A 15,546-nucleotide genomic window follows, 5' to 3' on the forward strand; every position below is an offset into this window, starting at 1 on the left:
TATTGTCATGTGTCTACGCCCCGCTGATTAAAGTAGCAAGCATCAATGATAGCCTTCACCCACTTTAACTTTGCCTCGAAACACCCAGTAGGTCCATGCGGTGTAGGCCAGCACAATAGGGATCACAAACAGGAAGCCGATCAATAAGAACAGCTGTGACTCCGGGGCAGATGAAGCATCCCAAATGGTGTAGTTAGGCGGCACAATCACCGGCCATTTGCTAGCAATCAGACCCAGGTAGGTAAACAGGAAGATACCTAGCGCCATGACAAAAGGTAGCCCTTCATCTTGGCGCTTCACCGAACGGTACACCAAGCCTGAACAGAGCAAGGCTAGTATAGGGAAGATCCAAATCAGTTGGAACGTATCCATCCAGCGGCTATACACCTCAGGGCTTACCAGCGGTGTCCAGATACTGACAATGGCAAACACGGCTAAGACGGCAAGTAACAGTTTAGGCGTGATCGCATAGGCCCACTGTTGTACATGGCCTTCTGACTTCATAATCAGCCAGGTAGCGCCCAGCAGAGCATAGCCAGCCATTAATCCTAATCCGGTTAACACGGTGAACGGGGTTAGCCAGTCGAGCGCGCCGCCCACATAGCGAAAATCTTCAACGGCAAACCCTTGGATATAAGCACCCACCACGGCCCCTTGGGCAAAGGCGGCGATAGCGGAGCCCAAGAAGAAAGCCCGGTTCCACCAGCGGCGGTTTTTGTGCGACTTAAAGCGAAACTCAAAGGAAATGCCGCGGAAGATCAGACCGGCAAGCATTAAGAAAACACCAATATAGAGCGCTGGTAAGAAGACTGAATAGACCAGCGGAAACGCACCTAAAAGCCCTGCGCCACCGAGTACCAGCCAGGTTTCATTACCGTCCCACACGGGGGCGACAGAGTTCATCATGACATCGCGTGATTCTTCGTCAGGGGCGAAGGGATATAGGATCCCTAAGCCCAAGTCGAAACCATCCATAATGACGTACATGATGACACCAAAACCGATGATTACCGCCCATATTAAGGCTAAGTCGATACTCATAATGTGTTCGCTCCTGCGGTGGTCTCGCTTAAATCATCATCTAGCGGGGTGTGAGCGGCGGATAGTGGGCGCTTGGGACGCTCAATCTCACCGTCAACCTCGACGGGGTTATTCAACATGCCGTTACGCACCACGCGTGTGAGATAGTACACACCCACCACAAAAACAACGCTATATACCGCGATATAACCAATCAGCGTGAACAGAGCCATGCCGCCTGTTAACGAGGGAGTAAGGCCTTGCGCGTGTGTCATCACGCCATATACGAGCCAAGGTGCTCGGCCCGCTTCTGTCACAATCCAGCCAGAGAGCACCGCAAGAAAAGGCGTGATAATCATGGCGACTAAGGTTTTGAGAAACAGTTGGTTTGTAAACACTCGCGCTTTGCGACGCATCAATAGCCCGACTAGTGCGACGCCTATCATTAAGAAGCCAATGCCCACCATGATGCGGAATGACCAAAACACAATAGCGACAGGAGGCTGCTCATCGGGTGCTGCATCTGAAATGCCGGGGACGACCCCATCAGCGCTATGGGTGAGAATAATGCTGGCCATGCTAGGGATGCCAAGCTCGAAACGGTTCGCCTGGTTTTCCTGGTCGGGCAGCGCAAAGAGCAGCAACGGTACATTAGAGCGGGTTTCCCAGTTGCCTTCCATGGCCGCCACTTTCGTTGGCTGGTGCTCTAGGGTGTTTAGCCCGTGGAAATCACCGATCAATGCCTGAGCGGGTGTCAAAAAGAGGAGTAACCATAGGCACATGGAGAGCGCTTTCTTGTTGGCCTCTAAATCGCGGTTGCGCAATAGGTACCACGCGCTAACGCCGGCCACCACAAAACCTCCGGTGAGGAACGACGCCATGCCCATGTGCGCGAAGCGGTACCAGAACGACGGGTTAAAAATGGCCTCAAGCCAAGAGATAATATGGAAGCGGCCATCAATCAGCTCATAGCCTGCCGGCGTTTGCATCCAGCTGTTAGCTGAAAGGATCCAAAAAGACGAGATGAACGTACCGATGGCCACCATGATAGCGGCAAATAGGTGAACTCCTTGCGGTACCTTGTTGCGGCCAAAGAGGAGAACGCCTAAAAAGGCTGCCTCAAGGAAGAAGGCGGTCACCACCTCGTAGCTGAGGATAGGGCCAAGGAAGTTCGATGTAGCGTACGAGAAGTTGCTCCAGTTAGTGCCAAACTGGAAGGACATCACAATACCCGACACTACGCCCATACCGAACACTACGGCAAACACCTTGGTCCAGAACTGGGCTAAACGATCCCATGCCTGGTTGGCTGTTTTATAGAACAAACCATGCAACACCGCGATATACGAAGCCAAACCGATAGTGAACACCGGAAAGATAGCGTGGAAAGACACCACAAACGCAAACTGTAGACGGGATAAAACCAGCGGATCGAGCTCCATCGTGACCTCCAAGGGCATGAAGCATGATAAGAGATGTACGAGTGTTTAACGCGTGGTAAACAAGAACGTAATTCTCTTATATTGCTTTGGGTAATATGCTTATTACATATTTAATGGTACAAGAGGCGAAGCCGAAGTAACACACAAAAGTGGAGGGAAAAGTGATGGCGTATTGTCGCATCATGGGGGCGTAGATTAGCTGCGCCCCCCCCTTATGTAGGCTGATTTATCGGCATGAATAAAAGCTAATGCTTCACGTGCTGCAGTAGTGAAGTTATTTCTCGTTTTGAAGACGAATTAAATAGCTCAATGGATGCAGGGTGATGAAAGCAATCACGAACGTTGCAATAGCAGCACCTATGAGCGCTATCCAGTCAACTACCGTCGCTACATAACCAAGAGTCGAGTGAGTGAGCCAAGGAACCCAGAGAAATGCCGTTAGCCCAATCAATACGGCTAGTAGGGAGGCGAGGTGGCTATGGTGATGAGTGATCTGATAACCGCGTAGATAGGCGAGTAAGAGCAGGCCAATGATAATGGTTAACCCTATCATTAGCAGCCATATAAATGGCGCTAAGGTGTACATCAGTATGGTTAGTATTCCGCCAATGGTCATATTTTTTTCTCCTTACGCTTGGCCTTCAAGCACTGCGTAGTAAGCTGGCTGAAGCATGCGGTCTTTCATTACCCATACGGCCCAGGACTCTTCAGTAGGATCAATAAATGGGAATGACGGCATAAACGCGAAATTATCAGCGTAACCAAACTCCACTAGCATAGCCTTGCCAATGCCGGTAATCATGGGACACGAGGTATAGCCCATATGGCGTGCAGGAAGCGCATTACCTTGCATCACGGCCAGTAGGTTCTCTTCGACCACCGGTGCTTGCGCCTTAACACTGGCGGCCGTTTTATTGATCGGTGCGCCAATCACATCGCCAATGCCAAATACCTCTGGATAACGATTGTGCTGCAAGGTGTGAATATCGACATCCAGCCACTCGCCCCTAAATGGGCCATCTTGCGCGATAAGCGCGCTTTGTTTAACAAAATCGTGAGCGCTCATAGGTGGCACGACGTGAATGAAGTCGTAGTCAGCAATCACGGTGGGTCGGTTATCACGCCTAAATTCTGCTTCGCGCAGCTCATGGTGCGAGGTGAACTCGCTTTCTGGCCCCACAAAAGCAAACTCAGCCTGTTTGGCGTGAGGGTCGATGGCGGAAAGGCGGTAGTAGTGTCGCCGATTAACGCTTTGATCATCAAAGCGTTGTTTAACAAACTCATCGACCCAGGGCTGGGAGAAGAGTCCTGCCCCTGGTGCCATATAGTCCACCGTGAAGGCGTCACGCTGCCCAGATGCTTCTAGCCTACTCAGCGTAGTGAAGGTCATTTTCAACGGCGCACCAGCACACTTTACGGGAGTGGGGGCAGCGGTAAAAATCCCTTTGCCCTGACCACTACTAAGCCACGTTTGAATAGCTTGGTTAGTTCGTGAAGCCCCTTCTATGCTGGCATAAACACTGCCAATGCCATGCTGTCCCACCAGTTCAGGCGTCATGCCCTCAATTAAGTGGTAATTGAGCTGAATGCCGGTTGCCACAATCAAGAAGTCGTATTCAAGCGTTTCGCCATTGGCTAGCGTAATGCGCTTGTTGTCGGCATCGATATCAGCGGCATGTTCACGCACCCAGTTCACGCCGCGAGGCATAAACTGCGCATTTGGACGCATGGTTTTCGCTGCGTTCCAAACGCCGGACGCCACCATTGTCCAGCCTGGTTGGTAATGATGTGTCTCGCGTGGTTCAACGAGGGTAATTGTGCCGCCTTTTAGTCGTTTGGTTAGTCGGTTCGCCATGGCCATGCCCGCCGCACCGCCACCAAGAATTACGATGTGTGCTTGCGTTTGCAACGTGTTGGCAGAAAGGGAGCTGAATGGTAGTAGGCTACCTACCCCCAGACTAGAGCCAACTTTTAACAGTTCTCTACGCGTCAATAATGGCGGCTTTTGCATAGGGGGCTCCTTAAGCGAATGCTAAGATATATCTTTTCGTAATATCATTATTCCATTATGGATGTTGTGTGTGAAAAAGCCATTATCATTTTGTCCAAGGTGACGAAAAGTATCACATCAATAAATTAATGAAGGCTCATTCGCGTTACGTAGCGGTAAGCCGAGCGTTTGCGTGCTCTGGGTCTTTTCCGCGGTACTGGCGGTAGTAGTAGAAGGTGAGCATGGTAATGCTGTTATTGACCAGGGTATCCGGCAAGCAGCCAGCCAACCCTCTAACAGGTGCGACAATCTCTCACATTACGGTGAAGGTTACAGAGTCGTAGAGTGTTCGCTTATTCCCTGGTGAGATAACGTTATGCTAATTGGTAAAATGTTGTTAACAACTATCTTCATTATCCCATTGGGGGTAAGTGTTGCTACTGCACAAACTGTAAGTGAATCTCGCGATGTTTCAGAGCTTTCTAGTCCTATTGTACTTTTGACCCCTGTCGTTGCACGAAATGCTGATCACTTGCAACTGGACATTGATCAGCGATCTGCTTTGCAAGATTGGATGGCTAAAAGCCCTGCAGTACGTGAGGCACTGGAAGATCTCGTAGTTGCTCAGCGCAACGAGCTGCGCCAAATGATTCTCAGTGGTGCTGACATTGAAGCGCGCACTGAAAAAGCAGCGTATGTCGGTCAGTTGGAATCCGAGTTGCTAATGATGCGCTCTAGCTGTGTTGAATATTGGCGTGAAACACTTAATGAAGAGCAGTTTGCTCAAGCCCTTCAATTAGCCGATATCTAAGGCATTAATTTATATGCGTAAACTCTGATCCTTGGCGTTTTCTTTCTAGTCTCTGCTGAGGTGAGATGATGGTTTGATAGGAGGTATGCAGTATGTTGAATATTCGTTCTACTTTTTTAGCGATAAGCGCAATAGTATTTTCTTCCTTTGTAAATGCAGACTCGCTGACCGTTGAAAATCCTTTTGTGCGCGAGGTGCCGCCTGGCTCACCTGCGACGGCTGCCTTTATGCAGCTGTATAACCAAAGTGATGCGCCAGTGCGTTTAATAAAGGCCCAAAATAGCATCACAGATTATACAGAGTTACATGATCACGTAGTGATTAATGAAGTAATGCAAATGCGCCAGGTCGATGCTATTGAAGTTCCAGCCCGTGGGGAAGTTCAGCTTGCGCCTGGAGGGCTGCATTTAATGCTTATTGGTTTAGACCAGCCGGTGAAGGAAGGCGATACCTTAACGTTTAATTTGATTTTTGATAATGGCGATGTGCTGGAGTTTGAAGCCCCTGTACGCCCTGTGATGCCTATGCATCATTCATCTTCAAGTGAATAGTTTTTATCGTCTGAGATAATGCAAGAGTGTTAGCGCTTGTTATTTAAAATAGGCATGCTAAAAGCGGTATCGTACGCTGTGCTTACTCGTATGTGGCGATTGCTAGCTAATTATGAATATTACTAAAGGAAATGGCCATGTTTAAAGCATCTTTATCTCGGTCGGTTCTAATTACGCTATTGGCTGGGTTGTTAGTTTTCAGTTTGGTCGTCGTCGGTACGCTGATGTTTAAGACAATCCTCTCTGCTCAAGGTCGTAATGATGAAAAGGTTGGCGGGCCGATTGAACTGGTTTCTACAAGGGGAGATTTTTCCTTAACTGATTTGGGTGATCATCAAGTAGCCGTTGTGACCTTTGGCTATACCTACTGTCCTGATGTTTGCCCGATGAATCAAGCCGTCAAAAAGCAAGCTTTGCTAGAGCTCACGGAAGAAGAGCGCGAACGTGTTGTACCGCTGATGATTTCAGTCGATCCTGAGCGAGACAGCTTAGAGAGACTGCAGGAATATACCGCTTTTTTCGGTGAAAGTTTTATCGGTGCTACTGGAACTAAGCAACAGTTGGAAGAACTGACTGATCGTTATGGAGTCATTTGGCGGAGAGTAGAAGCTGATAGCTCTGCAATGGGTTACACCATTGACCATAGCGCATCCTTGTATTTGGTTAATCGTGAGGGCGATATTATTCAACAAGTTCTCTATTCCTCTAGTCCGGAAGGGCTCGTAAATGCGATTAAAGATTTTTTTAATAGCTAGCACCAATGCTTATGCATACGCTTGTGAGCATTTAACTCTATCGATCTAGTAATGGTGTTCAGGGGGGTTAATAGAACTGACCGTTTTCTTTCTAGTTTCTAGTTTCTAGTGAGGAGAGTGCTTTTTGTTGGTGCGTCTTCTGAATGCGATTGTGGATATAGTTTTTTAAATATAGCTTTGTGGGTATGGTTTTAATCGTCTAGAAGCCTAGTGTTACATACCTATAGCTTGCTACCCAGCAGCATTACGATTGACTGATTGCCTTCTAGTGCGGCCCAATGTATCGCATTTTGACCTTTGTTGTCAGTAAGAAGGGGGTCTGCACCATAATTCATTAACAGTTCTACCGCCTGGCTATCATTTTGCTTGGCGGCCCAAATAAGCGCTGTCCAGCCGAGATTATCTTGATGATTTACTTGAGCGCCATGGCTTAAGAAATACGCTAAAGCCTCAGTTTGGCGGCTTACTACGGCAATCATAACCGAGGTATAGTGACTTTCATCATGGTGCTCTATGTCGGCTCCCGCTTCATTTAGTTGTTTGAGAGCAGACATGTTACCCAGCGAAGCTGCTTTCATTAATGGCGACCAGCCGCAGTTATCTGAGCTATTTAGGTCGGCACCACGGTCGATTAGGGATGTGACTTTTTCACTATTACCCTCCTCAACAGCACGAAATAGTTCAGTGCGGCCTAAATGGTCGCGTTGATTAATTTCCTGGGTCACTAGTTGGTAACTGATGTAGGCAAATGCGGCGACAATAATGGGAAGTACAACACCACTTGTCATGGGGAAACGTGTTAGTAATGTGGTTAGTTTAGCCAGTGGTCTCATGTTTTAGTGTTTCCAGTGATAGTTACAGGCTGTCAGTGAATACGGTGGTTTGGTAAATAGCCTGCTAATAAATTAACGTCCCACCGGCCAGCGTTGGCGGCCATGCTCCACCCACGAAAGCAGCGCAGGGATAATAAACATCACCAGCAGCGTAGAGCCACCCAAGCCAAAGGCAATCGAGGTGGCCATGGGTATCAAGAATTGGGCCTGCAGCGATGTTTCAAACAGCAGTGGTAACAGGCCACCAATTGTGGTCAGTGATGTGAGCAGCACGGCCCTGATCCGTTGCACAACGGCTTCATTGAGTGCCTCGTCAATTCCCAGGCCTTTTTCACGCTGCTGGCGATAGAAGCTGACCAGAATAATGGCGTTATTAACCACTATGCCAGATAGCCCAAATAGGCCGAAGAGCGACAAAATGGTTAAATTAATCCCCAGCGCCCAGTGCCCCAGCAGGGCACCTACCAGGGAAAAGGGGATAATTGCCATCACGATCAGCGGCAGGGTCCAGGACGCAAACACCCAGGTTAAAACGCCGTACATCAAGCCTAAGCCAATCATCAAGCCGGTGCGCATATCCGCCATGGTTTCACGCTGGTCAGCAGCACGCCCCTCGAAACTGGTGGTCAAAAAGTATTCACGCTCTAAACGGGGCAGTAGCCCAGCGGAGAGGCTTTCTAGCACCTGTTCTGCGGACGTGGTTTGGCTGTCAATCTCAGCGGTCACTTCAACGGCCAGCTGACCTTCAGCATGGCGTAAGGTCTCGAACCCTTGGCGGTGGGATAAATCCATCACCTGAGAGAGCAGCACCTGACGACCATCCGCTAGCGTTATCGCTAGGCTGGAAAGGGTAGATAAGCGCTCGCGTTGGTGCCTGGGCAGTTGAACGCGCACTTTGATTTCATCGGCTCCGGATTGATGTATCTGCACAATCTGACCATCAAAAGCGGTACGTAGCTGGCTACCCAGGTCGTCAGTGGTCAGGCCGAGCGCTTGGCCATAGGCGTTAACGCTGTAGATCAGCTGCTCGCGCCCCCAGGGCATATCATTTTCCGTACTGAGTACGCCGGGCAATCCAGCCATGGCCTCGCCGAGAATATCGGCGGCATGGCGCAGGCCCTCGGCGTTTTCACCGATCAGACGGATGTTGACATCCTTGCCCGGTGGGCCAGCGGCACGTTCGGTGATATTCAGATTATCCAACCCGGCCGGTGTTTGTATCCGTTCGCGCCAGGCGCGAATAAATTCCACATTGCGGACGTCACGGGCATCAGGCGAGGTCAGCTCGACCATCACTGAACCAACGCCATCGCCAGTGCGTGCCGGTGCGCCGCCTGCCTGGGTGCTGCCGTAATGGGCAACTGCTGTGCGCACTAAGCCGCCGCCCATGGCGTCATCGGTTTCTTGTAAGGTGGCCTGCAGGTGGTCGACAAAATCCGCCACTTGCCCGCGATGGGTGCCCGCCACAAAGCTGGCGTTGGCATATACGATGCTGGATTCCGGCGAAGGAAAGAAGTTGAAGCCTATGCGGCCACCGGCCAGTAACCCAGCAGTGACCAGCGTGATGGCCAGCGCGGTGGTTAGCGTAACGCCACGGTAGCGTAGCGAGCGTTGGGAAAAGCGACGGAAGGGGCCTTCGCGGAACTGATCAAAACGCGCTTCAAACCCTTGGCGCAGCCGCTCAATACCACGGGCAGGATGATTGGCCTTATTAGCGGGTATAAACGCATTGCGCAGGTGTGCAGGCAGCACCACAAAACATTCCAACAGCGAGGCGATGAGCACGCAGATCATAATAATAGGAATATCGCCGAGGATATTACCGATCACCCCACCGACCATTAATAGTGGCATGAAAGCCGCCACCGTGGTGAGTGACGAGGCGACCACTGGCCAGAGCATGCGGCGGGCTGCGCCAGCAGAGGCCAGTTTGGGGTCTTCGCCCATGCGATGATGGGCGTCTGCGTCTTCGCCCACCACAATCGCATCATCGACAATCACCCCCAGTGCCATGATGAGAGCAAACAGCGACATCATGTTAATCGAGCCGCCAATACCCCAGAAAACCCCTAAAGAAGCGAGAAACGCGGTAGGAATGCCGATAGCGACCCACAGTGCTACCCGGGCAGGAAGAAAGAAATAGAGCAGGATCACCACCAGCAGCAGACCGGTTAGGCCGTTGCCCAGCAGTAATGAAATGCGCTCGTCGATCAGTTGCCAGGACTCATCGTAAACCGCTAGCTCGACACTAGGCGGCAGGGTGGGGCGCGTTGCTGCCAGCCAGCGCTCTAAGTGCTGCGCGGCTTGTAGCGAGTCGCCACTTTCCGCGCGCTGCAAAATCATCTCAACGGCGGGCTGACCACGGTAAGTCAGTTCGACTTCCCCATCTCTTGCTTCCTGATGAATGAACGCGATGTCACCCAGGCGCAGCTGCAGGCGGTCATTACTGAGAACTGGCATGTCCTCGAAGGCAAGCGCATCACGGTGTTGTTCAAGTGAGCGCAGTTCCCGAGTGCTGTCTTGTTGCCCCAATAAGCCCGCCGGTAAGTCCCGAGACATGCCCTGCACCTGGGCGGCCACTTCCCCAAGCGATAATCCGAGCGCTTGCAGGCGTTCGGTAGGCACTTCGATACTAATTTGTTGGGCAGGAAGCCCGTTGAGCTGAATACGATCAATCCCTGCCATCAGCAGCGAGTCTTCAAAACGATGGGTGAGTTGGCGCAGTTCATGGGGGGCAAGGTCGCCATACACCAATAGGCGCGCGACGGGTTCGTAACGAGCTTGGCGAGAGATCTCCGGCGGGTCGGCGCTGGCAGGAAGGTTCGTAAAACTATCTACTTGCTGGCGAATGTCATCTAGCGCTAGTACTGGGTCACTGCCTTCTTCCAGTTCCAGGGTGATATTGGCAATGCCCTGGGCCGAGGTGGACGTCATGCGCTTCAAGCCATCTAGGCTTCGCAGCCGCTGTTCAAGCGGGTTGGTAATGCCCTGTTCAATGTCCTCGGCAGACGCACCGCTCCACATCACGCGCACGTTAACTACATCGAGCGCGAAGGTGGGGAAAAACTGGATATTCATGCGCGCAATACCTAGCGCACCGCCCAGCAGCATCACCAGCATGACTAGGTTGGCCGCCACCTTGTGGCGAACAAAAAAGCCGATAAAATCGCCGCGCTGGGTCATGGGTTGGCCTCAGCGCCAGCCAAGGGTTGGATGACCTCTACCGGCAGCCCGTGAACAGCGTTGGGCAGGTGGGTCGACATGACGCGGTCGCCTGCTTCCAACGTTTCAGCGCGCACTAATAGCCAACGCTCTCCGTCTTGCTGGGCTACTTCCCCCAACCGCTCAACGCGCTGACGCTCTAGGCGGTTATCGTGATTAATGCGATAAAGTAGATCAGCCCCGTGCAAGGCAGAGTAGGGCACGGCAACGGCATTTTTCACCCCAGGACGGCGAAGCTGAACGGCCACCATGGCCCCTGGGCGCAACCCATGGTGTTGGCCCTGCACTGAGAGAATGGCTTCGGTGCCGGTTGGGTCGCTTTCCCCCGCTAAGCGCTCTAGTACGAAGCGCTGGTTGCCATTCGTGGCGGTGGCTTCCAGCGGTGCGCCGCTTGGCAGGTGCGCTTCAAGTTCCGCGTGATACGGTTGGGGAATTCGGGCGCGTAGTTCCAGGCCATCTAACGGATAAAGCGATAGCAAGGCGGCGCGCGGGGCCACATCGTCGCCTTCAGCGACTTGCACCCGCGTCACGCTGCCAGCGAAGGGCGCGTGAACACGGCCACGCTCTAGACTGCGCCGCGCATCGGCCGCTTGCACCTGAGCCCTGGCCAGTCGGGCTTCCAAACTGGCCAGCCGAGAAGGATACTCGGCAATAGCGCTTTCCCGCGCTGACACATTCAGCTGGGCACGAGCGACGGCGTCGCGGGCCGTATCGACGTCTGTTTGAGACGTCAGGTTACGTCCTTCCAGCGAACGATTGCGTTCCAATTGGCGGTTAGCGCTGGCAAGAAGAGTGCGCTCTTGGGCTAATACTTGGCGGTTATTCTCATGGCGGATGCGCTCGTTTTCCAGCTGGGCTTGAAGGTCGGCAAGTTCAGCCTCGGCTTGGCGCAGAGGCGATGACAGGTCGTCTTCATCCAGTGCTATCAGCAACTCACCCTGGGCTACCCGCTGGCCGTCGCTTACCGGCCGCTGAGCCACCCGCGCTTGAACTGGCGCTACTAGGGTGACCATGTCCGGCGCGACCACTTCCCCGAACAGCGAAAGCAGTGGCACATGTTCGCTGGGAGAAACGGTCAATGCCTCAACGGGCCAGCGGCGCTCCTGAGCCTCCACTGGGGCTGGCTCAGGGCGTGTGTAACGCAATGCCATAAAGCTGACAATGCCAAGAATGAGAATCACCAGAGGAAGCAGGCGTTTTAGCATAAGGATATCTTTATATGGAATAAGGCCTGCTTATCTTAACGCGCTTGTATCCAAATAATATCGGTTAATAACACTGTTGCGACAATGCGGCGCACTAAACTTCAGCGTTATCTCAGATGGATTGGACATAAGGCGTCGTGACCGTGGATGGAAGATCCCTTGCTCTACATTTGTCACTATCTGGGCAGCGGAGCAACGTCTAGTGAGGCTAAGGCCTGTACGCATTGGCTGTTAAAGGCAGCTTCGAGGATTTAGACAGGTTGGGATGACGGCTATCTACACATGATACTGCGGTATGCTTTCGGTTTTTATCAACCATCGAGACTTTTCATGCATACATCACGTATCGCCATTATAGGCGCTGGGTTGGCGGGGCTGTATGCCGCGTATTTATTGGAACAACGGGGCATCAGCGATTATGTGATGCTGGAAGCACGAGAGCGGGTGGGTGGACGTATTGCAACGTTAATACCCAGCGGAGAGGTGCCGGTGGTGGGGAGCGCAGAGTCTTTTGATTTAGGACCTTCTTGGTTTTGGCCTGAGTTTCAACAGGCGCTTGGAGCGCTGGTGGAATCGCTGGGGCTGTCATCGTTTGCCCAGTATGAAACTGGCGATATGCTTATGGAGCGCTCCCACCAAATGCCGCCGGTTCGCATGCAGGGCTTTGTAAATCAGCCGCCTTCTATGCGGCTACGGGGTGGCATGCAAGCGCTGATTGATGCATTGCATCAGCGCATTGGTCCTGAGCATATTTTTACCGGCCAGGCCGTTCAGTCGATGGCACTCACTTACAATTGTCGTGTGGAGATTCTGTGTACTTCTGGGCAGCGTTATAACGCCCAGCATGTGTTACTGGCTGTGCCGCCGAGATTAGCGGCGCAGGCAATGATGTTTTCACCGGCGTTACCTGAGGGGCTTACTCATCAGTGGGCGAGCACTGCTACCTGGATGGCCCCCCACGGCAAATATGTCGCCCTGTACCCCACGCCTTTTTGGCGAGATGAGCATCTTTCGGGGGAGGCGCGCAGTCTACTGGGCCCGCTGGGTGAAATTCATGATATGTCTCACCCAGATGGTCACGGCGCGCTGTTTGGCTTTTTTAGTTTGCCCGCCAGTACGCGAGCGCAACTTGGTGATAAGGCACTACGTCAGCACTGCCGCGCACAGCTGGCCAGGCTGTTTGGCCCTCAAGCTGCTAGCCCGAGAATGGATGTGATTAAAGACTGGGCGCAGGAGTCGTTCACCGCTACCTATGCTGATCAGATACCCATCGAGCATCACGGTACTGCGCCCCCTGCTCGGGCGGCTGATGGGCCTTGGGAGCCTCGCTTAACGGGTATTGGTAGCGAGTGGGGTAAGCACTATGCCGGCTACCTGGCTGGTGCCATTGAAGCCGCTGAGCGGGGCGTCGCGGATATGTTAGCAAAGTAGGGAGCTTGCCTTAGCGTTTGCCATCGTGTTGAGACTCATAGCCTCTGTGTGCTTGGAGTGTAGCGAATTCAAGCCCGACGCTTGCTGTTTGCGTAGAGGTTTGTGAAGCGTCCATTGCTATTGGTCAGAGCCATTCATACAAAGCCTAAGCCACTGGGAGTGACTCATCGCTCCCCCAGTCTGCCCAAGAACCGTCGTACAGCGATAGCTGATGGTATCCCACCAGTTCGGCGGCCAGCAGAATGATGCAGGCGGTGATGCCCGAGCCACAGGAAAACACCAGTTGGGGTTCACTGTTGGATTGGAGAGATGGAGCAAGCGCTATAAAGGTGGCCTTCAGCTCGCTAACAGGTTTAAAACAATTTCCCTCTAGCACCTCTGTAAAAGGCAGATTATGAGAATTGGGGATATGACCACTGCGCACCCCAGGTCGGGGTTCAGGTACCTGTGCCAGGAAGCGTGAACGCGATCGGGCATCAACAACGGTTACTTGGCTATCGTCCAGGTATTGCAAAACGTACGCTGAGTTTCGCACTCGGCTGTGATCAAGGTTGGCGACGAAGTTGCCGGGCTTGGTTGTCGTTTCCGCGATGGTAGAAACAACGTCCCGCTGTTCGGCTAGCCACTGTGGCAATCCTCCATCCAGTACAAAAACGTGTTCAACGCCCATTGATCGGAAAATCCACCAAGCCCGAGGCGCCGAATAGATGCCTTGGTTATCGTACAGTACGACGAGGCTTTCGGTCGTAATGCCTAGCTTTTGAGCTTCCTCAGTGACTTGCTCCTCTGTTGGAAAGGCGTGAGTCTGAGAAGAGCCGGTATCACAAAGCACACTTTCAAGATCGATCTGGCGGCTACCCGGTATCCACACCGGGCGATCATAGACGATAGGCTCTTTACCAATCACCGTCGCCATGCTCGCATCGATCAGCACTAACCGTTCGTTATCTAGGTTGTCTTGCAGCCATTGGGTCGTCACAAGGGGGGATGACATGATGTTCTCCAATCAGGGACTAGCAGTTTGTGCTATTCGGCGATAAGCAGAAATGTGTTATAGCATCTCTACCGCAAACGCCGCTATCTGCCGTCGAGCGCTTGAAAACTCCACGCCTACTAAGTGAATTGGCTTGCCAGTCGCGCGGTGTTTATTGGCATAGTCGGATGAGAGCGTGATATCGCGCAGGTTGTTCAGCCCATCAGAAGCTGACTGGCTAGGCCACCTCCCACCAGCAGTAAGGCAAACAGGATGAACCCCAGTATAAAAGGGCGGATACCCAACTCCTTGAGCTTTTCGATTCGGGTTTCAAACCCCAGTGCGGCCATGGCCATGGTCAACGCAATCTGACCCGCCAGAACGAGTATCTGATGGAGGCCGCTAGGCAAGTGGATAACACTGTTGAACACAATCATGGCGATGAAGCCGAAGGCAAACCAGGGGATTACCGGCTTGCCCGCTGCTGACCCTGATTCACTGGCCTGCTGACGAAGCCACCATTGCCCGACGATCAATAGGAAGGGCAACAGCAGTATCACGCGAACCATTTTGACAATGACCGCACTGGCCAATGCCTCGGGGCCCACCGCATCAGCAGCGGCCACGACCTGGGCGACTTCGTGGACAGTCGCGCCGATATAGACCCCAAAGAGACCTTCGTTCATTCCCGCAAGCGGGTATAAAAGAGGGTAGACAAGCATTCCCATTGTGCCGAACAGCACGACAGTGGCGACGGCTATGGAGGAGGCCGCGGGCCGCGAACGAATGACCGTTTCGGTTGCGAGCACCGCCGCTGCACCGCAGATGGCACTGCCTGCACTTGTTAATAGTGTTGTTTCACGATCCATACCCAGGATGCGGGTGCCGATCTGATAGCCGATGATGAGAACACTGCAGATCACCACCAGATCCAACAGCAACACCTTAAAACCAAGGGCGAAGACCTGTTGCAGGGTTAATGACAGTCCAAACAGTACAATGCCGCCCCGCAGCAGCCAGCGGGTGGCGAATGTTAATCCTGGTTGAGTACTGGGAAGGCGGTGTGCAAGAGGCAGGTTACCCACAGCCAGGCCTAACAGTAAGGCGAATACCAATGGGCTAATACCTTTGGAAGCGAGTCCGGGGAGGTTAGCCAAGCCAAAACCTGCCAAGGTTAGGGTGCTACACAGAATCAGACCTTGCCACATGATGCTTTCTCTTGTTGGTGCGTACGTGGCTAGCATAGGGGCAAAAATGCTGTATGGTTATCAACATATAACCATATGGCTGTTCGGTAAAAACGATATATGACC

13 protein-coding genes are annotated in these 15,546 nt (G+C 52.5%); 4 read left to right on the plus strand and 9 right to left on the minus strand.

The window, feature by feature from the left end; genetic code table 11:
- Positions 1 to 42: 42 nt before the first annotated feature.
- From cydB to JFC11_RS04725, 4 genes are all read right to left on the minus strand, one after another.
- Positions 43 to 1,041, minus strand: a complete 999-nt coding sequence (gene cydB / locus JFC11_RS04710; protein ID WP_038479241.1) for a cytochrome d ubiquinol oxidase subunit II — start codon at positions 1,039 to 1,041, stop codon at positions 43 to 45.
- Positions 1,038 to 2,462, minus strand: coding sequence for a cytochrome ubiquinol oxidase subunit I (locus JFC11_RS04715; RefSeq protein WP_038479238.1), 1,425 nt, complete (start codon positions 2,460 to 2,462; stop codon positions 1,038 to 1,040). The genes cydB and JFC11_RS04715 overlap by 4 nt, the downstream gene beginning before the upstream one ends.
- Positions 2,463 to 2,736: 274 nt before the next feature.
- Positions 2,737 to 3,078: a DUF5368 family protein gene (locus tag JFC11_RS04720; RefSeq protein ID WP_038479235.1), complete on the minus strand. Its 342-nt coding sequence runs from the start codon at positions 3,076 to 3,078 to the stop codon at positions 2,737 to 2,739.
- Positions 3,079 to 3,090: 12 nt separating this feature from the next.
- Positions 3,091 to 4,473, minus strand: coding sequence for an NAD(P)/FAD-dependent oxidoreductase (locus tag JFC11_RS04725; protein ID WP_038479232.1), 1,383 nt, complete (start codon positions 4,471 to 4,473; stop codon positions 3,091 to 3,093).
- A 355-nt stretch (positions 4,474 to 4,828) separates the two neighbouring features.
- On the opposite strand from JFC11_RS04725, the gene JFC11_RS04730 reads away from it, so the two are divergent.
- From JFC11_RS04730 to JFC11_RS04740, 3 genes are all read left to right on the plus strand, one after another.
- Positions 4,829 to 5,263: a hypothetical protein gene (locus JFC11_RS04730; RefSeq protein ID WP_198348831.1), complete on the plus strand. Its 435-nt coding sequence runs from the start codon at positions 4,829 to 4,831 to the stop codon at positions 5,261 to 5,263.
- A gap of 92 nt (positions 5,264 to 5,355) precedes the next feature.
- Positions 5,356 to 5,814, plus strand: coding sequence for a copper chaperone PCu(A)C (locus JFC11_RS04735; protein WP_095603500.1), 459 nt, complete (start codon positions 5,356 to 5,358; stop codon positions 5,812 to 5,814).
- A gap of 137 nt (positions 5,815 to 5,951) precedes the next feature.
- Positions 5,952 to 6,569 carry an SCO family protein gene (locus JFC11_RS04740; protein WP_319618679.1) on the plus strand — a complete coding sequence of 206 codons (618 nt, stop codon included), beginning with the start codon at positions 5,952 to 5,954 and terminating at the stop codon, positions 6,567 to 6,569.
- 221 nt (positions 6,570 to 6,790) lie between these two features.
- Here the strand turns inward: JFC11_RS04740 and JFC11_RS04745 are convergent, their stop codons facing one another.
- The 3 genes from JFC11_RS04745 to JFC11_RS04755 all read right to left on the minus strand — a co-directional run bounded on the left by JFC11_RS04745 (position 6,791) and on the right by JFC11_RS04755 (position 11,829).
- Complete coding sequence (locus JFC11_RS04745; protein ID WP_198348833.1) at positions 6,791 to 7,402, minus strand: ankyrin repeat domain-containing protein; 612 nt, start codon at positions 7,400 to 7,402, stop codon at positions 6,791 to 6,793.
- Between the two features lie 72 nt (positions 7,403 to 7,474).
- Positions 7,475 to 10,585: an efflux RND transporter permease subunit gene (locus JFC11_RS04750; RefSeq protein WP_198348834.1), complete on the minus strand. Its 3,111-nt coding sequence runs from the start codon at positions 10,583 to 10,585 to the stop codon at positions 7,475 to 7,477.
- On the minus strand, positions 10,582 to 11,829 hold the full coding sequence (locus JFC11_RS04755) for an efflux RND transporter periplasmic adaptor subunit (RefSeq protein ID WP_198348835.1): 1,248 nt from the start codon (positions 11,827 to 11,829) through the stop codon (positions 10,582 to 10,584). The genes JFC11_RS04750 and JFC11_RS04755 overlap by 4 nt, the downstream gene beginning before the upstream one ends.
- Positions 11,830 to 12,159: 330 nt before the next feature.
- On the opposite strand from JFC11_RS04755, the gene JFC11_RS04760 reads away from it, so the two are divergent.
- Positions 12,160 to 13,260 carry a flavin monoamine oxidase family protein gene (locus JFC11_RS04760; protein WP_198348836.1) on the plus strand — a complete coding sequence of 367 codons (1,101 nt, stop codon included), beginning with the start codon at positions 12,160 to 12,162 and terminating at the stop codon, positions 13,258 to 13,260.
- Positions 13,261 to 13,405: 145 nt separating this feature from the next.
- On the opposite strand, the gene JFC11_RS04765 is transcribed toward JFC11_RS04760, so the two are convergent.
- Positions 13,406 to 14,254, minus strand: a complete 849-nt coding sequence (locus JFC11_RS04765) for a sulfurtransferase (RefSeq protein ID WP_198348837.1) — start codon at positions 14,252 to 14,254, stop codon at positions 13,406 to 13,408.
- A 194-nt stretch (positions 14,255 to 14,448) separates the two neighbouring features.
- On the minus strand, positions 14,449 to 15,441 hold the full coding sequence (locus JFC11_RS04770) for a YeiH family protein (RefSeq protein ID WP_038479212.1): 993 nt from the start codon (positions 15,439 to 15,441) through the stop codon (positions 14,449 to 14,451).
- Between the last annotated feature and the right edge of the window lie 105 nt (positions 15,442 to 15,546).

Origin of the sequence: Vreelandella alkaliphila (assembly GCF_016107625.1) — a bacterium.
GTDB lineage: Bacteria > Pseudomonadota > Gammaproteobacteria > Pseudomonadales > Halomonadaceae > Vreelandella > Vreelandella alkaliphila.